The organism is Litchfieldia stipae (genome assembly GCF_014837155.1).
Classification (GTDB): Bacteria; Bacillota; Bacilli; order Bacillales; family Bacillaceae_L; genus Litchfieldia.
This window is the reverse complement of sequence record NZ_JACYHA010000005.1, coordinates 116,802-138,222: the sequence shown is the minus strand read 5'-3', so window position 1 is coordinate 138,222 and position 21,421 is coordinate 116,802. Positions and strand designations below refer to the sequence as shown.

Sequence of the window (21,421 nt, the reverse complement as noted above, 5' to 3'; positions counted from 1 at the left end):
TAGTTTAATTTATAATGAGTGTATACTGTATTTGTTAACTAGGAGGCCGGGGAATGCGCTTATTATTAGCTTTGATCATTATTGTACCTGCTATAGAGATTGGATTGTTGGTCCTCTCAGGGAATATAATAGGTGTTTGGCCAACCGTGTTAATTATTATTTCGACGGGTGTACTTGGCGCATGGTTAGCCAAGAAACAAGGCCTTGAAGCATTAAGGAAATTTCAACATCAAATGAGTTACGGACAAATGCCCAGTGATATCATCATTGATGGGTTATGTATATTAGTTGGGGGAGTAGTTCTTCTAACACCAGGATTTGTAACGGATTTAATAGGTTTATTATTGCTATTACCAGCAACAAGGAATGTGATTAAGCCATGGATAGGAAGACTCGTACAACGTGCGATTAGACGTGGTAATTTCACAATTATAAGATAAAAAAAGCGGTTGACGTAAACATTATCGTCAACCGCTTTTTTTATCTTAAATTTTCTTTCCCAATAACATAGCTCCAAATATCTCTAAACACTCCGGCAGAATGTAAAGTTTTCAAAACGACTAATGTAACAGGTCCTAGAATTAGACCGAGAAAACCAATTAACTTGAAACCAACAAACAAGGAAATTAAGGTTGCGAGTGGGTCTAGTCCTATACTTGATGACAAGATTTTTGGTTCCATTAACTGTCTTTGAACTAAAACAATGATATACAACACTCCTAGACCAATCGCAAATTGAACACTTCCACTTAACGCGGCATAAATAATCCAAGGTACAAACACTAGCCCTGTCCCTAAATAAGGCAGGAGATCAACTACGCCAATAATCAAAGCAATCGTAATCGCATAATCCACTCTTAATACTAATAAACCTATTAACACAATAATCGTTGTAATCGAAATTAAAGTCGCCTGTGCCTTCAAAAAACCGAACAATGCTCGTTTTAAATCGACAACTACTGTTTTACTACTGCTTCGCGCTTTAATTGGTACTATTTTTCTGGTGAAGCGTACGATCCTCTCCCAATCCTTACTTATAAAAAATGTAGCCAATAAGGAAAAAATAATAACAGTAGCTGCATTTGGTAACCATCCTAGGAAATCTGGAATTTTTAATAGGAAAGTCTGTATGAAATGTCCGACATTTGTAGCAACTGTTTTTCCGACGTTCTCAATATTTGTAATAATCGATTGTTGTTGTCCTGATTCAAGGTTGTTGAAAAGGGTTGTTAGTTGATTATAAAGAGGAATTAATTGACCGACAACAAACTGTTCGATATATACGACCAATGTCTCAAAGTGATTTGGAACAACATTCGCTAAGTAATTAGCGCCAGAAATAATTTCAGCAACTAATAAGGTTAATATTCCGGCTATTCCACCGAAAACAACAACCAGTGTAACAATCACTGCTAAAGACTTTGGCATTCGAGCTTTTTCTTGAAAAAAGATGACAAGTGGTTGGATGAAAAAAGAAATAGCAAAAGCAATTAGAAATGGGTACGTTACTTTTGTTACATAATAAGCTAGAGTTATGCCTAAAATGATAGCGATGATGACAACTAAAAAGCGAATGATGCTATATAGATGCGCTAATTTCAACAACGATCCCTCCTGACCTTATATACGATATTTTACATGGTAATAATATATATGGAAAGTATTGCATATTTAGAAAGAAAGGTTCGGTATTTGGATAAAAAAACTTACACGGATGATTAGAACTCATTGTGTGAAAAGAAAGGATGAACGAGGTTGTTAAATCAATCAACGTTGTTCTTACTTATATTATTAATTGTTGGTTATTTCGGTAAAAATCAATCATTGATGATAGCAGTAGGTACTTTGCTTATTATTAAAGTAACTGGTCTTGATTCTAAAATTTTTCCATATGTCCAAAGTAAGGGGATTCATTGGGGAGTTACAATTATTACTATTGCTGTTCTGATTCCCATAGCAACTGGAGAAATTGGATTTAAACAATTAGGCGATGCAATGAAATCAGCATATGCATGGATTGCATTAGGGTCAGGAATCATCGTGGCATTATTAGCAAAAGGTGGAGTCAACCTATTAGCAGATGACCCACATATAACAACTGCTCTTGTATTTGGAACAATCATTGCTGTCTCCCTCTTTAAAGGAGTAGCAGTTGGCCCTTTAATAGGTGCAGGAATTGCTTATGCAGTAATGAAATTTATGAATTTATTCTCTTAAAATATAGTATCGGATCTGCAATTTACTATTCAGTGATACCTTTTGATTCACAAATGTCAGATAATTGTTTATAATAGACTATAAGATTGCGTATCCATCTACATATTATTTATTTGGTTCCAATCAATTGCTTACTATTGTTGTGTTTTTGTTTGGCAAAAATGAAAGCATTTTCTTTTGAGTGAATTTTCAAAAATATGTTTATTTGTACTATTTTTGAGCATCCGCTCAGATTGAAAATAGGTAAGAAAAAGGCAATGGGAGATTTTTAGAAAAGGGGAGATTCTAAGATGACAGTAACAAAGGGACTTGAAGGGGTTGTGGCAACAGCATCATCAGTCAGTTCAATTATCGATGATACGTTGACCTATGTAGGGTTTAACATTGATGAACTAGCTGAGCATGCAAGTTTTGAAGAAGTTATTTACTTACTGTGGCATCGCAAATTACCGAATCAACAAGAACTAGCTGAACTGACTAAACAATTAACAGAAAATGCTTCTCTACCTGAGGAAGTTCTTAACCATTTCAAAACATATCCAATTAAAAAAGTACATCCAATGGCTGCGTTAAGATCAGCTGTTTCACTACTTAGTTTGTATGATGAAGAAGCTGACGTTATGGATGAGGCTGCGAACTATCGAAAAGCTATTCGATTACAAGCAAAATTACCGACAATTGTAGCAGCATTTTCTCGTGTGAGAAAAGGATTAGAGCCATTACCTCCACGAAAAGATTTAAGCTTTGCTGCCAATGTACTGTATATGTTAACAGGAGATGAGCCTTCAGCTATAGCGGAAGAAGCATTTAATAAAGCGCTAGTATTACATGCAGATCATGAGTTAAATGCATCAACGTTTACAGCACGTGTTTGTGTTGCAACCTTATCTGATGTATATTCAGGGATAACTTCTGCAATTGGTGCACTAAAAGGTCCACTTCATGGTGGAGCAAATGAAGCCGTAATGAAAATGTTGACGGAAATTGGTTCAGTGGAAAATGTTGAACCATATATTCTCGACAAGTTAAATAATAAAGAAAAAATCATGGGCTTTGGTCATCGAGTTTATCGCCAAGGAGATCCAAGAGCTAAGCATTTAAGAAGCATGTCTGAGAAGCTAACAGCTCTAACAGGTGAACCAAAATGGTTTGAGATGTCAACACGAATTGAGGAAATTGTTACAACAGCAAAGCCACTTCCTCCTAATGTTGACTTCTATTCAGCATCTGTTTACCATAGCTTAGGAATTGACCATGACCTATTTACACCAATCTTTGCAGTTAGTCGTGTGTCAGGCTGGTTAGCTCATATTTTAGAACAATATGATAATAATCGCTTAATTCGTCCACGAGCAGAATATTCTGGTCCTGGTAAACAAGCGTATATTCCTTTAGATGAAAGAAGATAATGCATGAAATTTTTCTACTTTTCTTATAAAATGGAATAGTAGAGTACTTGAGGCCGTTTTATTTCGGCCTCTACTTAAACAGATTTAAAAAATGGGAGGTTTTTTTTGTGAGTCAAGGAGAAAAGATTACTGTATCTAATGAGGTATTAAATGTTCCAAATAACCCAATTATTCCTTATATTGAAGGAGACGGAATTGGACCAGATATTTGGGCTGCAGCTTCTCGTGTATTAGAAGCAGCTGTTGAAAAAGCATATAATGGAGAAAAATCAATTGTCTGGAAAGAGGTTTTAGCTGGAGAAAAAGCATTCAACCAAACAGGTGAATGGTTACCAGCAGAAACTCTTGATGTTATTCGTGAATACATAATTGCGATTAAAGGACCTTTAACAACTCCAATTGGTGGAGGTATTCGTTCACTGAATGTTGCACTACGTCAAGAATTAGATTTATTTACTTGCTTACGTCCTGTGCGTTATTTCACTGGTGTACCATCACCAATCAAGCGTCCTGAAGACACAGATATGGTTATCTTCCGTGAGAATACTGAAGATATTTATGCTGGTATTGAATACGCAAATGGTTCTGAAGAAGTACAAAAACTAATCTCATTCTTACAAAATGAATTAGGTGTGAATAAAATTCGCTTCCCTGAAACTTCAGGTATCGGTATTAAGCCTGTATCTCAAGAAGGGACAACTCGTCTAGTTCGTGCAGCTATCAACTATGCAATTGAGCATGGTCGTAAATCAGTAACATTAGTTCATAAAGGAAACATCATGAAATTTACTGAAGGTGCATTTAAGAACTGGGGTTATGAATTGGCTGAGAAAGAGTTTGGAGACAAAGTATTTACTTGGGCTCAATATGACCGCTTAGTTGAAACAGAAGGTAAGGAAGCAGCTAACAAAGCTCAAAGCGATGCAGAGGCAGCTGGCAAAATCATTATCAAAGATTCAATTGCTGATATCTTCTTACAGCAAATTTTAACTAGACCACGTGAATTTGATGTGGTAGCTACAATGAACTTAAATGGAGACTATATCTCTGATGCTTTAGCAGCACAAGTTGGTGGAATAGGTATTGCTCCAGGAGCAAATATTAACTATGAAACTGGTCATGCGATTTTTGAAGCGACTCATGGTACAGCTCCAAAATATGCAGGTCTTGACAAGGTAAATCCATCTTCTGTATTACTTTCTGGGGTATTAATGCTTGAGCACCTTGGTTGGACAGAAGCAGCACAATTAATCACGAATTCAATGGAAAAAACAATTGCTTCTAAAGTTGTTACATATGACTTTGCACGTCTAATGGATGGTGCAACAGAAGTAGCTTGTTCTGAATTTGCGAACGAACTAATTAAGAACTTAGCTTAATTTATGTGGAGGAAGCACAATGTGGCTTCCTCCATACCATTTTTTCTTGTTATAAAGGGGTATTTTTCAATGAGAGTCCACAAGGTAACTGTTAGATGGATCTAGCTTGAAAATAAGATAATAGGAGGAAAAGGTTATGACACAGTTCAAACGTAAAAAGGTATCTGTCATTGGTGGAGGATTTACTGGTGCAACAACAGCTTTCTTAACTGCTCAAAAAGAGCTTGCAGATGTTGTGTTAGTTGATATTCCACAAATGGAAAATCCGACAAAAGGAAAAGCACTAGACATGCTAGAAGCGAGCCCTGTTCTAGGGTTTGATGCTAACATCATTGGAACCGCAAATTATGAAGAGACAGCAGATTCTGATATTGTTGTGATCACAGCTGGTATTGCGCGTAAACCAGGAATGAGCCGTGACGATTTGGTTCAAACCAATCAAAATATAATGAAGAGTGTCACCAAAGAAGTGGTGAAATACTCTCCGAACTGTCATATCATTGTGTTAACAAATCCAGTTGATGCGATGACTTACACAGTATTCAAAGAATCAGGCTTTCCAAAGAATCGTGTCATTGGACAATCTGGTGTATTAGATACAGCCAGGTTCCGAACATTTGTTGCATCTGAGCTTAATCTTTCTGTGAAAGACGTAACTGGTTTTGTATTAGGTGGCCATGGTGATGAGATGGTTCCATTAGTACGTTATTCATATGCTGGTGGTATTCCGTTAGAAAAGTTAATTCCAAAAGATCGTCTTGATGCAATTGTTGAACGTACCCGTAAAGGTGGCGGAGAAATTGTTAACCTTTTAGGAAATGGAAGCGCATACTATGCTCCAGCAGCTTCATTAGTAGAAATGATTGAAGCAATCCTGAAGGATCAACGAAGAGTGATTCCTGCGATTTGCTACCTAGAGGGTGAATATGGATATGAGGGAATTTACCTTGGTGTACCAGCTGTACTAGGTGGGAATGGAATCGAAGAAATCATCGAGCTCGAACTTGAGGAAGAAGAAAAAGCAGCTCTACAAAAATCCGCAGACTCAGTAAAAACTGTCATGCAGATATTAGTATAAAGAACCATGTTAATAAGTTGTTTCTAAAAGGATTACTTCCTAAAAGTAGTATATAATTTCTTCGTTTGGTAAGATATAGAATATATTACGAAATACATAAGGAAGCTTAATCATATACTTTAGGAGCAGCTTTTTTTATATGGAAAAGTACGAGCTTTGTAAATCCTTCGGAGGTGCTGTTATTTCATGCTATTAGGTAAAAAACGGAAATTAGGTCGGATGATTGAAGAAATTAAGGTCGGTGAAAAATTATCATTAACTGAAAAAATAGAGGACAAAGATTTATTGCTGTTTTTAGGTTTAACAAATGATGCTAACCCTCTATATGTTCAACATGATTATGCATCACAAACACCATTTGAAAAACCAATCGTACCTACGATCATGCTAACAGGTATTATTACTTCGGCAGTTTCTAAGTATTTACCTGGTCCAGGAAGTCATATTCTTAAGCAGGAAATTAATTTTCCAAAGCATGTGTACCATTATGCAACAGTTGAATTCTTACTAGAGGTAACAAAAGTTAATATACCGACAGAAACTGTAGAGATTACTGTAACAGCAACAGATGAACATGGGGATAAAGTTGTCACAGGAATAATCACAGTGGCTCCACCCAAAAAAATAGTTCCACTTGATGGGAAAATTCTAGAAAACTTCTAATTAAAATATCGATAAAAAGAGGACTTCACTTCAGAAGTCTTCTTTTTTATTTAGAAATTTTTAGAAAAAAAGATAAAAAGATTGGTCAATTCTAAAAGTTCAAATATAATGAAAGATAGACAGAGAGAAAAAAGCAAAGTAAAGTTTGTGTGGCGAATGAGTATGATTAAGCACACAAGTCTTGCAGATGCTGGGGTTTAATCTATTACCTTGGAGGAACCTATGAACAAAAAAGTATTAGTAGTTGATGATGAACAATCAATCGTGACCCTGCTTCAATATAACTTAAAACAAGCAGGCTATGACGTTTTAACAGCCATGGATGGGGGAGAAGGGCTAGAAAAAGCGGTAAATGAGCAGCCCGATTTGATTATACTTGATTTGATGCTTCCTACGATGGATGGTATCGAGGTATGTAAAGAATTAAGACAACGTAAGATTGCTACTCCCATTTTAATGTTAACAGCTAGGGACGACGAATTCGATAAGGTACTAGGATTAGAATTAGGGGCAGATGATTATTTAACAAAGCCGTTTAGTCCAAGAGAAGTGGTCGCAAGAGTGAAGGCTATATTAAGAAGAATGACTCAAAATATAGAGATTCAACAAGAAGCTAGTGATCCTTCAGAAAGGATTGTCATAGCTGATTTATTAATTTTACCTGAGCATTATGAGGCGTACTATAATGATGTCAGATTAGACCTGACACCAAAAGAGTTTGAACTCTTGGTGTATTTGGCTAAGCATAAAGGAAGAGTGCTAACACGTGATCAACTTTTAAGTGCTGTTTGGAATTATGATTTTGCTGGTGATACAAGAATTGTTGATGTTCATATCAGCCATTTAAGAGAAAAAATCGAACAAGACACAAAAAAACCGATTTATATTAAAACAATACGAGGTTTAGGTTACAAGCTAGAGGAGCCTAAATTGAATGAATAAGTTTCGCTTTCGACTTCTTTTTGGCTTTATTACTTTAATTTTAATCGTTCTAATAGGCATCGGAGTATTACTTGGTTCAATGTTTAAAGGGTTCTATCTTAATACATTTAATGAACGAATGGAAAAAGAAACGAACTTAGTAGAATTTTATGTAAGAGATCAAGGGTTGCAGTATCCTGATTTACTTAAAAATCTAGAGTTAATGAGTGAATCACTTAATGCTGACATAACCATCCTTGACGAAAATGGAAAATTACTATTACATTCATCAGAGAATGGGTCAGATGTTGAGCAGGTGATTAGCCATCATTTGTCGAAAAGTGGAAATTTCCAATTGGTAGATGATACATACGATGTTTATTATTATGGTGCACCATTATTGAAAAATGAGGAATTGGCTGGGTATGTGATTTTAAGCTCCCCTGTTGAAGCTCTAAAAACAGTATATCAGCATATTTGGACGTTGCTAATTGTGAGTTTAGGGCTAGCTTTGGTTGTAATCATTATGTTAGGAGTTAAAATCACAACTCAATACACGAAACCGATTGAGTCTGCTACAAAGGTGGCCATCGAATTGGCTAAAGGGAATTATAAGGCAAGAACTTATGAGGAAAGTGTTGACGAAACAGGGATGCTGAGCCAGTCAATAAATATCCTTGCTAGAAATCTAGAGAAGGTTACAAAGGATCATGAAATGCAGCAGGATCGCTTGAGAACTCTGATTGAGAATATGGGGAGTGGTCTTCTCTTGATTGATGGAAGAGGCTATATTAACCTTGCGAATCGTGCCTATAAGGAGATCTTTTCAGTTTCAAGCTCAACCTATCTAAATCGACTATACCATGATGCAATAGATCATAAAGAAGTTCAAGCATTAATCGAAGAAATTTTTATGACAGAAGAAACAGTCAAAAAACAGTTATTACTTCAATTTGCAATTGAACGGAGACATTTTGAGGTATATGGTGCACCAATCATTGGTTTAAATGATGAATGGAAGGGCATTGTTCTTGTTTTTCATGATATATCTGAATTGAAAAAACTTGAGCAAATGAGAAAAGATTTTGTAGCGAATGTTTCACATGAACTGAAAACACCGATTACTTCAATTAAAGGATTTTCTGAAACACTTTTAGATGGTGCACTAGAGGATCGAGAAACGCTTGAATCCTTCTTGTCTATCATTTTGAAGGAAAGTGAACGCTTGAAAACATTAATTGAAGATTTATTAGAATTGAGCAAAGTTGAGCAGCTTGGATTTAAGCTAAATCTAGGGCATGTCAACATGAAAGAATTAATTGAAGATGCGTTTATTATGTTAAAGGGTAAAGCAGAGGAAAAAGAAATTCGATTAGATTTAATTTATACCCATGATCAGATGTACGTATTAGGTGATATGTATCGGTTAAAGCAGATCTTTATAAATTTAATAAATAACGCCATTGCTTATACACCTGCAGGTGGGAAAATTAAAGTTGATCTTAGGAATAACGAAGAGACAGTAGATGTATATGTGACAGACACTGGTGTTGGAATTGCTCAAGAAGAACTATCTAGGATTTTTGAACGATTTTATCGAGTTGATAAAGCAAGAACTAGAAATTCTGGTGGAACAGGCTTAGGGTTAGCAATTGTTAAGCATTTAGTTGAAGCACATCACGGTGAAATTACGGTGAAGAGTACGCAAGGGGAAGGGACGACCTTCAAGATTACATTAAAAAAGATGTAAGCTTTACAAAAGGTTTACAATAAATTGATTTCAACTTCATAAACAACCTATATTATGTTTATGAACCCCTTCATCCAAGGAGGAATTTTGAAAGTGAGGACAATTGTCTTCACTCTTTTTTTTGCTCAAATCTTTTGGCAATAAAATGCAACTAATCTTTTTGAAACCTTTTTATCATATAATCGTAAATAGATAGAAACAAAAGTAATATTGAAAGAGGGGAAATACATGATAAGTATTAAACGTATTTATACGATCATAGGATTATCGATTGTTGTAATTATTTTGGGTATTACTGCTTTAACTTCATGGTATACGGTAGATGAATCAGAACAAGCCGTCATCTTAACATTTGGGGAGGCTGGTGATCCAATTGTAGAGCCAGGATTGAAATTTAAATTACCTTGGCCGATTCAAACAGTAGAAGTCTTACCAAAGGTGAATTTCAGTTTGCAATTTGGATATGAGCAAAGTAATGGTGAAATTGTTGAATATGCAGATGAAACAAAAATGATCACTGGGGATGAGAACATTGTCCTTGCTGATTTAGTTGTTCAGTGGAAAATCACTGACCCAGCAACTTATTTATTTAATTCGGAAGACCCAGAACAAATTCTTCATAATGCAACATCAGCTTCACTCAGAAGTATTATTGGGAGTTCAAAAATAGATGATGCCTTAACCTCTGGAAAGGCGCAAATCGAAGCTGACGTACGTGAACTATTGACCTCTTTAATTGATAAGTATGAAATTGGAATTTCAGTTGTCGGTGTAAAACTACAAGATGTAGAATTACCAAATGCAGATGTACGTAAAGCATTTACGAATGTAACAGATGCTCGTGAAACAATGAATACGAAAATCAACGAAGCAAATAAATATAGAAATCAACGGACACAAGAGGCAGAAGGAGAAAAGGACGCATTGATTTCACGAGCTAATGGAGATAAGGCTGCACGTATTGAAATTGCTCGTGGTGATGTTGCGATCTTTAATGAACTCTATAACGAATACAAAAATTCACCAGAAATTACAAGACAGCGTCTTGTTCTTGAAACACTTGACCAAGTGTTACCAGGTGCAGAAATATATATTATGAATGATGATGGAAACACGATGAAGTATTTTCCGATTCGTCCTCTAGAAGAACAAAAACAAACACCAGCTGTTGTAGAGGGAGGTAATGGAACTAATGAGTAATGAAAACATTGTTGATATTAATGAACGTGGGAATAAAGAATGGAAGAAATATACGAGAGTAGGAATCATACTAGTCGCTACTTTCGTCCTTTTAGGTGTTATTCTAACAAACTTGTTAATTGTTAAAGAAGGAGAGTACAAGGTAGTACGTCAATTTGGTGAGGTTGTGAGAATTAAATCCACTCCTGGCCTAACTTACACAATTCCTTTCATTCAAACGGTTGAAACATTACCAAAATATCAAATGGTTTATGATGTTAAGGAAGCTGAGATTAATACAAAAGATAAAAAGAGAATGATCATTGATAATTATGCTCTTTGGAAGGTTGAAGACCCAATTAAAATGATCTCAACAACTAGAACAGTCATAAATGCAGAGGCTAAATTAGATGAATTTATTTATTCAGCCATTCGTACAGAACTGGGTCAATTAAATTATGATGAAATCATCAATGATGAAAAGTCATCTCGAGGTAGCTTGAACGACCGTATCACAGAAAAAGTAAATGAGTTACTAGCAGAAGATAACTATGGAATTACTGTTACTGATATTCGCATGAAGCGAACGGATTTACCAACAGAAAACGAACAATCTGTATTTACTCGAATGATTTCTGAGCGTGAATCTACTGCACAAGAATATCTATCAATGGGGGATGCTCAGAAAAATAGAATCATAGCTGAGACTGACCGTGAAGTAACTGAATTATTGGCAAAAGCGCAAGCAGAAGCTGAAGTGATTCGAGGAGAAGGAGAAGGAGAAGCTGCAAGAATATATAACGACTCATTCTCGAAAGATCCAGAATTCTATAGTTTATATAGAACACTAGACTCATATAAGAAGACAATTAATGATAAAACAGTGATTATTCTACCATCAGATTCACCATATGCAAGAATTCTAATGGGCTATATGGAGTAGATCGTCTACAGTACTAAGAAAAGTATCGTGAAAATAGCGAATCATTGTTATAAATACTTGCTAAGTCTTGGGTTTACTGTTAAAATTAAGAAGAATTATTTTTGTTCGGAATGTTTGGATAGAACAAGTTCTAAATGGCTTTTCGTCTTGAAATATCTCTTAGAGCAAGAATAGTATTACACTGTGTGCAAACACACTAGGAGGAAACAAAATGTTAGAAGGTAAAGTAAAATGGTTTAACGCAGAAAAAGGTTTCGGATTCATCGAGCGCGAAGGTGGAGACGATGTATTCGTTCACTTCTCAGCTATTCAAGGCGAAGGCTTCAAATCATTAGAAGAAGGTCAAACTGTTACTTTTGAAATCGTTGACGGTAACCGTGGACCACAAGCTGCTAACGTAACTAAAGCTTAATTATATAAGCGAAAAAACAGATCCTTAGGGGTCTGTTTTTTTTGTCTCAAGAGATAATCAGTTATTTTCCTTTCTTTTTCTGAACATGATAAAATGTAGACATGACATGAATGAACTAGGGAGGATTTATTTTGAGTAAAAAACTAGTGTTAATAGATGGGAACAGCATCGCCTATCGCGCGTTCTTCGCTTTACCTCTTCTAAATAATGATAAAGGGATTCACACGAATGCTGTATATGGTTTTACGATGATGCTTATGAGAATCCTTGAACATGAGAAACCAACCCATATGCTCGTTGCATTTGATGCGGGTAAAACAACTTTCCGTCATTCCACATTTAGTGAATATAAGGGTGGCCGACAAAAAACACCACCAGAGCTATCTGAACAATTTGCTTTCGTACGTGAGCTTTTAGATGCCTATAATATCAAACGATATGAACTAGAGAAGTATGAAGCTGATGATATTATCGGGACCTTATCAATTCAAGCTGAAAAAGAAGGATTCGAGGTCAAAGTAATCTCAGGTGACAAAGACTTAACACAGCTAGCAACAGATAAAGTCACCGTGGATATTACAAAAAAGGGGATCACAGATGTAGATTCATACACTCCAGCCTTTATTGAAGAAAAGTATGGCATTCCAGCAGAACGAATTATTGATATGAAAGGTCTGATGGGGGATACGTCAGATAATATTCCTGGAGTTCCTGGTGTAGGTGAAAAAACAGCTCTTAAGCTATTAAAAGAATTTGGAACACTAGAGTCGTTACTTGAAAACACGGACAAGGTCAGCGGGAAAAAACTAAAGGAAAAACTTGAGGAATTTAAAGAACAAGCCATCCTAAGTAAGCAGCTAGCTACAATTCTCACAGAAGCACCGATTGAAGTTTCTTTACCAGACACGCAATATGAAGGATACGATGAGAAAAAGGTGATTGAGTTATTCAAAGAATTAGGCTTTAACTCATTATTAGATAAAATGGACATCGTTGAATCTGAGGAAGATCATGTATTAGAAGAGATTGACTTTACTTTTGTTGAAGATCTCAATCAAGAAGTATTAACGACAGATTCAACGATTATTATTGAAGTAATGGAAGGGAATTATCATCAATCCGATATACAAGGTATCGCTATCGTCAATAAGAATGGTTATTACTTTATTCCAACAGAGGTTGCCACCCGGTCATCATTATTTAAAGAATGGGCAGCCGATGAGAGTAACAGAAAGACTGTTTATGATGGAAAAAGATCAATTGTTGCCCTACGCTGGAAGGATATTGATTTAAATGGAGTAGATTTCGATTGTCTTATTGCAAGTTATATCCTTGATCCTTCACAGACGTTTGAAGATATTGCTACAATTGCCAAAGCAAAAGGAATCATGGATATTCAAACAGATGAAGCTGTTTACGGAAAAGGGGCAAAAAGATGCTGTCCTGAAGAAAAGATCCTTGCAGAGCATCTTGTAAGAAAAGCGATCGCATTACATAAATTAAAGGAAATATATGAAGAAGAATTAAAGGAAAATGAGCAATATGAATTATTTACTGATTTAGAAATGCCTTTAGCTAGAATCTTGGCTGACATGGAATCAGAAGGAATCACTGTAGATGTTCCTAGACTTCAAATGATGGGAAAAGAAATTACAGAAAAGCTAACTACACTGGAGAAACAGATTTATGAACTAGCGGGTGAGGAGTTTAATATTAATTCACCGAAGCAGCTCGGAGTGATACTTTTCGAAAAGCTTAGCTTACCTGTCGTCAAGAAGACAAAAACTGGTTACTCAACTTCAGCAGATATCCTTGAGAAACTTGCAAGTAAGCATCCGATCATTGAATATATTTTAGACTATCGTCAGCTTGGGAAATTGCAATCGACTTATATTGAAGGATTATTAAAGGTTGTTCATAACGACACGTCAAAGGTTCATACCATTTATAATCAAGTATTGACACAGACTGGTCGTTTAAGCTCAACCGACCCTAACCTACAAAATATACCGATTCGATTAGAAGAAGGACGTAAAATTAGACAAGCCTTTGTACCTTCACATAGTGATTGGGTGATCTTTGCTGCCGATTATTCTCAAATTGAATTACGTGTATTAGCTCATATTGCTAATGATGATAACCTAATAGATGCCTTCAGACATGATCTTGATATACATACGAAAACAGCGATGGATGTATTTCATGTGAAAGCAGAAGAGGTTACTTCTAATATGAGAAGACAGGCAAAGGCAGTTAATTTTGGAATTGTATATGGTATTAGTGATTATGGTTTATCTCAAAACTTGGACATTACGAGAAAAGAAGCAGGGAAATTTATTGAAAGATATCTTGAAAGCTTCCCAGGCGTGAAAGATTATATGGAGGAAATTGTTCAAGATGCGAAGCAAAAAGGGTATGTCTCCACTCTTTTACAGCGTAGAAGATATATTCCTGAAATCACTGCCCGTAACTTCAATGTCAGAAGCTTTGCAGAAAGAACAGCGATGAACACTCCAATTCAAGGAAGTGCAGCTGATATCATCAAAAAAGCGATGATTGAGATGGCTAAACGATTAGAAAATGAAAAGCTCCAAGCTAAATTATTATTACAGGTGCATGATGAACTCATCTTTGAAGCACCACGGGATGAGATTGAAAAATTAGAGAAGATCGTTCCAGAAGTAATGGAGCATGCCGTTGAATTACAAGTTCCGTTAAAAGTGGATTATTCATACGGACCAACATGGTATGACGCTAAATAAAGGAGTGATTGTATGCCAGAATTACCAGAGGTAGAAACAGTAAGGCGTACATTAATTGGGCTAGTTGCAGGGAAAACAATCCAAAACGTGCAGGTTTTTTGGCCGAAAATGATTAAAAAGCCAGCCGATAGTGAGCAATTTATTGATGCAATAAAAGGTCAAACAATACATGATGTAGAGCGTAGAGGTAAATTCATTAAATTTATCTTAGATGATTACACCCTTGTTTCTCACCTAAGAATGGAAGGTAGGTATGGATTATACCAAAGCGTGGAGACATTTGATAAGCATACTCATGTGATATTCACGTTTACAGATGGAACAGAGTTACGTTATCGTGATGTTCGAAAGTTTGGTACCTTTCATTTGTATTTAAAAGGGGAAGAGGAACAAAGCCTACCACTTGCTCAACTTGGGCCAGAGCCTTTTTCAGCTGAATTCACGGAACAACGTCTGACGGAGTACCTTAAGAAAACAAACCGCAAAGTAAAAGTTGCCTTATTAGATCAAAAGATTGTTGTTGGTTTAGGAAATATCTATGTGGATGAAGCGTTATTTCGAGCGGGAATTCATCCTGAGAGAGAGGCAAGCTCAATTAAGCCAAGGGAAATAAAAAGACTTCACCAAGAGATTATTTCAACTCTACAAGAAGCAGTTGATAAGGGTGGTAGTACCATTCGCTCTTACGTTAATTCGCAAGGTGAAATTGGAATGTTCCAGCTTGAGTTGTTTGTCTATGGCCAAAAGGGTGAACCATGTAAGAGGTGTGGAACCATCATTGAGAAAACAGTTGTAGGTGGTAGAGGGACTCACTTTTGCCCTAAATGTCAAAAGTAAAGTTCAATTAATTTAATAAGGACAGTTCACATCAAATAGGCTCCTTCCATATACTAACTTAGCGATTGTTAGGGGAGGAGCTTAAAAATTAATGGTTCAATATATCTCACTACTTTTGTTAGCATTTGCGGTAAGCTTAGATAGCTTTAGTGTTGGTTTCACCTATGGATTAAGGAAAATGCAAATACCTTTTAAATCAATCGTGATGATCGCGTGCTGTTCTGCATTAACATTATTACTTGCGATGGCTGTTGGTAATTCGATTGCCAGCTTTCTTTCGCCAGATTTTGCTGAGATGGTTGGAGGCATAGTGTTAGTATTAATTGGTGCTTGGATTTTGTATCAGTTTTTCCGACCTCAAAATGATAGTAATGAATCACACCAAGAAAGAAAAACATTAGTGAAGGTTGAAATTAAATCTTTAGGATTAGTCATTCAGATTTTAAAAAGACCGATGGATGCGGATTTTGATAAATCTGGGACGATTACCGGGATTGAAGCCTTTTTACTCGGATTAGCCTTATCATTAGATGCTTTTGGTGCTGGTATTGGAGCGGCATTACTTGGCTATTCACCTTGGCTAATGGCGGTGTTTGTCGCCGTGATGAGTTCGTTATTTGTTACAAGTGGAATCAAATGTGGCAGATTCTTTTCTGAAATGAAATGGGTAGAGAAATTCACATTCTTACCAGGAGTTTTACTAATTGTACTAGGTATATGGAAGTTTTAATCAACTTAGGAGGATAACTAATCATGTCTTGTGTTATTGGACTAACTGGAGGAATCGCAAGTGGAAAAAGCACGGTATCCACAATGCTACTAAGCATGGGATTTCCTGTCATTGATGCAGATATCATTGCAAAAAAAGTGGTAGAGATCGGAGAACAGCCTTATCTACAAATTATAGATTCATTTGGTGAAGAAATAGTAAATGAAGATAAGTCGATCAATCGAGCAAAACTCGGGTCAATCATCTTTCATGATGAGGACAAACGAAAGCAGTTGAATGAGATTGTTCATCCAGCAGTTCGAAAAAGAATGATCAAAGAGAAAGAACATTATCTCGCAGAAGGAGAGAAAGCTGTCTTCTTAGATATTCCCTTGCTATTTGAAAGTAATTTAACTCATTTGGTTGATAAAACAATGCTTGTGTTTGTTGATGAAGAAATACAGGTTCAAAGACTCATGGCAAGAAACGATTTATCTCTAAACGAGGCAAGGGCAAGAATTTCCTCGCAAATGCCACTAATGAGCAAAGTTCATCTTGCTGACGCAGTGATTAACAATAACGGAACTACAGAACATACACAACAACAACTAATTGAAATACTTAAAGAATGGAATATTATTACTTATGTCTAAGAGCTACTTTATAAAGTAGTTCTTTTTTTGCTTATTAGTTGTCCTTTTTCAAAAACATTCAAAATATAATAACATTTTAAATTTGTGCAAATTGATAATTACATACTATTTATATTCATGTTATACTTTAAAAGGAAAAACAGATAAAAAGTATAACACATATAACGGAGGCGAGTTATATATGAAACCTAGAGTGGCGATTAATGGATTTGGACGAATTGGAAGAATGGTATTTCGTAAAGCTATGATGGAAAATGAATTAGATATAATAGCAATTAATGCAAGCTATCCTGCAGAAACTTTAGCACACCTACTTAAATACGACTCCATTCATGGCGTTTTCGATGGGGAAGTAACTACTGATGAAGATATACTCATTGTGAATGGAAAAAGAATCAATCTACTAAGCTCAAGAGATCCACTAGAACTCCCATGGAACCATTTAGACATAGATATTGTGATTGAAGCGACTGGGAAATTTAATTCTAAAGAAAAAGCGATGGCACATGTGAAGGCAGGTGCAAAGAAAGTGATTTTAACTGCACCAGGAGATAATGAAGATATAACAATTGTGATGGGAGTTAATGAACATAAATTTGATATAAGAAACCACACGATTATTTCAAATGCATCCTGCACAACAAACTGTCTTGCACCCGTCATAAAAGTTATAGATGAACAGTTCGGTATCCAAAACGGCCTTATGACAACTGTGCATTCTTATACAAACGACCAAAATAATATTGATAATCCCCACAAAGATCTTAGAAGAGCACGTGCTTGCGGACAGTCCATCATCCCAACTACAACTGGAGCTGCAAGGGCTCTGTCATTAGTCTTACCACATTTAAAAGGGAAATTGCACGGATTAGCGCTAAGAGTACCAACACCGAATGTATCCCTCGTTGACCTAGTAGTAGATGTAAATACAGATGTCACAAAAGAAGATGTGAATCATGCCTTCAACATGGCAGCAATGAACAAAATGAATGGAATTATTCAATTTACGACAGAACCACTTGTATCCATTGATTTTAATACAAATCCGCATTCATCGATTATTGATGGATTATCGACTATGGTCATTGGTTCTCGCAAAATCAAAGTTCTTGCTTGGTATGATAATGAATGGGGATATTCGAGCAGAGTGGTCGATTTAGCGAAGCATGTTGGCTACAAAATGGGTTCGGTAAGTAATTCAAAAGTTGGCTAAGTTTTCTCTGCATGATGACGTCCATCTACAGACAAACTAATCGTTGAAAAACCCCTTTACAATCCATCCAATTTGCTAAAAGTCGGTTGCAAAAATATACCAAACAAAGTATACTATTTTTCGTGAACTTCTTACATTCGCAGGTTTTGTGACTACTTAAAGGGTTAGGACCTCTCTGGACTAACTTTCCCCCGTGGTAGTATTCACATGCCATTGCAAAGAGCTCATGGAACAAATTTTGTTAAAGGGGGAACAAAAATGGAAACAATGGGACGTCATGTCATCTCTGAGCTATGGGGATGTAACTTTGAAAAATTAAATAATGTGCAAGAAATTGAGCGAACATTTGTCAATGCAGCACTTAAATCAGGAGCTGAAGTACGTGAGGTAGCATTTCACAAGTTCGCACCACAAGGTGTAAGCGGAGTGGTTATCATTTCTGAATCTCACCTAACCATTCATAGCTTTCCTGAACATGGTTATGCAAGCATTGATGTGTATACTTGTGGTGACTTAGATCCGAATATTGCTGCAGATTATATTGCTGAGGCTCTAGGAGCACAAACTCGTGAGAATATTGAGATCCCTCGTGGTAAAGGTCCAGTGCAAATTAAACCAACACAAGTAAAAGCTCTTTAAAAAATATGAATAATAGACTAAAATTAAGAGGTGTATACAATGCACCTCTTTTTTTAATACGTATTAACATTATCAGACATTACTAACAATCAAAATATAATCCTAAAAGGAGTGCTTAACGAATATGGGGAAGCTTAAGCGTTTATTTACAAATCATAATGAAACAAGAGATGATCATAGAGATGAATCATTAAAAAGTCACTATTATAAGACATCACAAAAGAAAGCAATGGAAGCGGTTAAAGAAATGATTGAACAAATGGATGGATATACCATCACTTCAATCTCTGAAGAGCGCGGGGAAATGAGCATTAAAGGAAAGAAATCATTTATTGTCGCAACAGTCATTAGTGTTCGTCCTTTTGAAACATCAGTAGATTTCTCTGCAACCACGAATACATTGCTTTTACCAATTGATTTCGGGGCTAGTCACAAGCTAATTACAACCTTATACCAAACGTTAGATCGTAAGTTACCATTTATTCATGCTGGGGGATCACAATAATCAATTTGAAGCTTATTAAAGCTTGTACTTATTGCAGCTTTCTTATAAGATAAAAGTATGTGAACGCTTGAAGAATGAATGTTCTTCTTATGGAATGGATGGGAGCTGTTTGCGATGAAATGCCCTACTTGTCAACATAATGGAACTAGAGTTTTAGATTCTCGCCCAGTTGATGATGGACGAGCTATCAGAAGAAGACGTGAATGTGAGGAATGTCAGTATCGCTTCACAACGTTTGAAAAAGTCGAAGAAATTCCGCTTATTGTTGTGAAAAAAGAAGGCACCCGTGAAGAATTTAGCAGAGAAAAAATTCTTCGTGGTTTAATAAAGGCTTGCGAAAAACGCCCAGTTGCTTTAAAACAAATAGAAGATATTACTCATGAAGTGGAAAAAGAATTGCGAAACTTAGGGATTTCAGAAGTGCAAAGTGAATCTATAGGTGAGCTGGTGATGGATCGATTAGCAAGTATTGATGAAGTTGCATATGTACGTTTTGCTTCTGTATATCGTCAATTCAAAGACATTAATGTATTCATTGATGAGCTAAAAGAGCTAATAAAAAAAGAAAGATAGAGATAAAGAGCTTAGGTTAAGCTCTTTTTCTTCATTTTATCATTTACCTTAGGCTGTTTTCTCCAGCTTTTCTGGGGACAATAATATGATATCCTTATAATAAAGTAGTATTTCTAGCAGCGGCTTAATAAACAACAATTTAGAGCAAGACCTTAGAATTAGTAGAGGGAAGGCATTGATTAGTATGGAGCAGCATTGGAAGGAATTACTCCCAGTAGATCGATATCTTGTGAAATCTGCAGGGGTTCTAAATAACGAATTTGATCGAAATATCTTAACATTACTTTATCAACCTTTAATTGGGGCAAAGGCATTAAGCCTATATTTAACATTATGGAGCGAGCTTCAACAAAATCGACTGTGGAGCGAGGAAAATACTCATCACAGCATCATGGTATTGCAACAATTGAATCTAAAAGAAATCTATCATGAAAGAATTAAGCTTGAAGGCATTGGGCTGTTAAATACGTTTGTCAATGAAGATGATGAAACAAGATTATTTATATATGAACTTAAACCACCTCTTTCCCCTCAAGAATTCTTCAATGATGGAATGCTAAATATTTATTTATATCATCTGATTGGAAAGAATAAATTTCTAAAGTTGAAAAAGTTCTTTTCTGACGAAGTACTCGATATGGAAAAATTTAAAGTGGTATCCAAATCATTTGATCATGTATTCAAATCAGTTAATCCAAAGGAAATGGTTTCTAATATTTCAGAAGAGGCAAGGGAAGACCTTGAATTAAGTAATGGGAAAGAATACTTCTCAAGAACTAGTGCTGAATTTCCAGAAGTCAGCGAGTCTATATTTGATTTTGATTTATTAATCTCAGGTATGTCAGAAGTGATGATTCCGAGTAAATCATTGACACCAAAGGTAAAGGAAGCCATTAGAAAGTTGAGCTTCTTGTACGATATTAATCCGATTGAGATGCAAAATATTGTCATGAGTGCATTTGACCATATGGAGAATATCGATATTGAGATGCTAAGAAAAGCAGCGAGAGATTGGTATCAGTTTGAACATGGTAATGTTCTTCCTACCCTGATTGAACGAACACAGCCTATACCTTATCGGTCGATGATGGATCAACAGCCAAAAACAAAAGACGAAGAGCTTATGCAGCAGTTAGAACAAATTTCCCCTAAGCAACTCTTAACAGATTTGTCAGGAGGAATTGAGCCTGCTGCTGTTGACTTGAAAATCATCGAAGATATCATGTTTCATCAGAAGCTGTTACCTGGGGTAGTCAATGTGTTAATTTACTACGTCATGCTAAAAACAGATATGAAGCTTTCAAAAGCGTATATTGAAAAAATAGCTAGCCATTGGACACGAAAGAATGTCAAAACAGTAAAAGAGGCTATGCTATTAGCAAGAGAAGAGACTCGTGAATACCAAAAATGGGCGACCCAAAAGAAGCAAACCACCAAATCAAAGGGTAATGCTCAAAAGAAAAGTGTACCGGCAACACAAGTAGATAAACAAGAAGATTTAACAGAAGAGAAAAGCCAGCTTCAAGAACGTGTAGCAAAGCTGAAAGAACTATTACAATCATCTGATCATCAATAGGTT

Annotated in this window: 21 protein-coding genes; 20 read left to right on the top strand and 1 reads right to left on the bottom strand. The window is 36.0% G+C overall.

Annotated features, from left to right (window positions below; translation table 11 throughout):
* Positions 1–53 precede the first annotated feature (53 nt).
* The gene (locus tag F7888_RS08175) at positions 54–440 is read left to right on the top strand and encodes an FxsA family protein (protein ID WP_191778685.1); all 387 of its coding nucleotides are present in this window, start codon (positions 54–56) and stop codon (positions 438–440) included.
* A 40-nt stretch (positions 441–480) separates the two neighbouring features.
* Here F7888_RS08175 and ytvI read toward each other — a convergent pair whose 3' ends face one another.
* Entirely contained in the window at positions 481–1,602 is a 1,122-nt protein-coding gene (gene ytvI, locus F7888_RS08170) for a sporulation integral membrane protein YtvI (RefSeq protein WP_191778862.1), read from the bottom strand.
* Between the two features lie 153 nt (positions 1,603–1,755).
* Here ytvI and F7888_RS08165 point away from each other — a divergent pair, with 153 nt between their 5' ends.
* From F7888_RS08165 to F7888_RS08075, 19 genes are all read left to right on the top strand, one after another.
* Positions 1,756–2,217 carry a DUF441 domain-containing protein gene (locus F7888_RS08165; RefSeq protein WP_191778684.1) on the top strand — a complete coding sequence of 154 codons (462 nt, stop codon included), beginning with the start codon at positions 1,756–1,758 and terminating at the stop codon, positions 2,215–2,217.
* A 290-nt stretch (positions 2,218–2,507) separates the two neighbouring features.
* Positions 2,508–3,626, top strand: coding sequence for a citrate synthase (gene citZ / locus F7888_RS08160; RefSeq protein ID WP_191778683.1), 1,119 nt, complete (start codon positions 2,508–2,510; stop codon positions 3,624–3,626).
* Positions 3,627–3,733: 107 nt separating this feature from the next.
* Complete coding sequence (icd, locus tag F7888_RS08155; protein WP_191778682.1) at positions 3,734–5,005, top strand: NADP-dependent isocitrate dehydrogenase; 1,272 nt, start codon at positions 3,734–3,736, stop codon at positions 5,003–5,005.
* 136 nt (positions 5,006–5,141) lie between these two features.
* Positions 5,142–6,083: a malate dehydrogenase gene (gene mdh, locus F7888_RS08150; RefSeq protein WP_191778681.1), complete on the top strand. Its 942-nt coding sequence runs from the start codon at positions 5,142–5,144 to the stop codon at positions 6,081–6,083.
* Positions 6,084–6,269: 186 nt separating this feature from the next.
* Complete coding sequence (locus F7888_RS08145) at positions 6,270–6,746, top strand: MaoC family dehydratase (protein ID WP_191778680.1); 477 nt, start codon at positions 6,270–6,272, stop codon at positions 6,744–6,746.
* Positions 6,747–6,968: 222 nt separating this feature from the next.
* Positions 6,969–7,688, top strand: coding sequence for a response regulator transcription factor (locus tag F7888_RS08140; protein WP_191778679.1), 720 nt, complete (start codon positions 6,969–6,971; stop codon positions 7,686–7,688).
* On the top strand, positions 7,681–9,417 hold the full coding sequence (gene pnpS, locus F7888_RS08135) for a two-component system histidine kinase PnpS (protein WP_191778678.1): 1,737 nt from the start codon (positions 7,681–7,683) through the stop codon (positions 9,415–9,417). Before F7888_RS08140 ends, pnpS begins: the two co-directional genes overlap by 8 nt.
* 228 nt (positions 9,418–9,645) lie before the next feature.
* A complete protein-coding gene (hflK, locus tag F7888_RS08130) occupies positions 9,646–10,617 on the top strand; it encodes an FtsH protease activity modulator HflK (protein ID WP_191778677.1) in 972 nt (323 codons plus the stop codon).
* Positions 10,610–11,539 (top strand): protease modulator HflC, encoded by a 930-nt coding sequence (gene hflC, locus F7888_RS08125; protein WP_191778676.1) that lies wholly within the window; start codon positions 10,610–10,612, stop codon positions 11,537–11,539. Before hflK ends, hflC begins: the two co-directional genes overlap by 8 nt.
* Before the next feature lie 211 nt (positions 11,540–11,750).
* Positions 11,751–11,951: a cold-shock protein CspD gene (cspD, locus tag F7888_RS08120; protein ID WP_191778675.1), complete on the top strand. Its 201-nt coding sequence runs from the start codon at positions 11,751–11,753 to the stop codon at positions 11,949–11,951.
* A gap of 131 nt (positions 11,952–12,082) precedes the next feature.
* The gene (gene polA / locus F7888_RS08115) at positions 12,083–14,713 is read left to right on the top strand and encodes a DNA polymerase I (protein ID WP_191778674.1); all 2,631 of its coding nucleotides are present in this window, start codon (positions 12,083–12,085) and stop codon (positions 14,711–14,713) included.
* A gap of 12 nt (positions 14,714–14,725) precedes the next feature.
* The gene (gene mutM, locus F7888_RS08110) at positions 14,726–15,550 is read left to right on the top strand and encodes a DNA-formamidopyrimidine glycosylase (RefSeq protein WP_191778673.1); all 825 of its coding nucleotides are present in this window, start codon (positions 14,726–14,728) and stop codon (positions 15,548–15,550) included.
* Between the two features lie 91 nt (positions 15,551–15,641).
* Entirely contained in the window at positions 15,642–16,280 is a 639-nt protein-coding gene (ytaF, locus tag F7888_RS08105; RefSeq protein ID WP_191778672.1) for a sporulation membrane protein YtaF, read from the top strand.
* A 23-nt stretch (positions 16,281–16,303) separates the two neighbouring features.
* Positions 16,304–16,912, top strand: coding sequence for a dephospho-CoA kinase (coaE, locus tag F7888_RS08100; RefSeq protein ID WP_191778671.1), 609 nt, complete (start codon positions 16,304–16,306; stop codon positions 16,910–16,912).
* Positions 16,913–17,093: 181 nt separating this feature from the next.
* Entirely contained in the window at positions 17,094–18,125 is a 1,032-nt protein-coding gene (locus F7888_RS08095) for a glyceraldehyde-3-phosphate dehydrogenase (RefSeq protein WP_191778670.1), read from the top strand.
* 258 nt (positions 18,126–18,383) lie between these two features.
* The gene (gene speD, locus F7888_RS08090) at positions 18,384–18,764 is read left to right on the top strand and encodes an adenosylmethionine decarboxylase (RefSeq protein WP_191778669.1); all 381 of its coding nucleotides are present in this window, start codon (positions 18,384–18,386) and stop codon (positions 18,762–18,764) included.
* A gap of 124 nt (positions 18,765–18,888) precedes the next feature.
* The gene (locus F7888_RS08085) at positions 18,889–19,269 is read left to right on the top strand and encodes a cytosolic protein (RefSeq protein ID WP_191778668.1); all 381 of its coding nucleotides are present in this window, start codon (positions 18,889–18,891) and stop codon (positions 19,267–19,269) included.
* A 114-nt stretch (positions 19,270–19,383) separates the two neighbouring features.
* The gene (nrdR, locus tag F7888_RS08080; RefSeq protein ID WP_191778667.1) at positions 19,384–19,842 is read left to right on the top strand and encodes a transcriptional regulator NrdR; all 459 of its coding nucleotides are present in this window, start codon (positions 19,384–19,386) and stop codon (positions 19,840–19,842) included.
* 184 nt (positions 19,843–20,026) lie between these two features.
* The gene (locus F7888_RS08075) at positions 20,027–21,418 is read left to right on the top strand and encodes a replication initiation and membrane attachment family protein (RefSeq protein ID WP_191778861.1); all 1,392 of its coding nucleotides are present in this window, start codon (positions 20,027–20,029) and stop codon (positions 21,416–21,418) included.
* Positions 21,419–21,421: the final 3 nt, after the last annotated feature.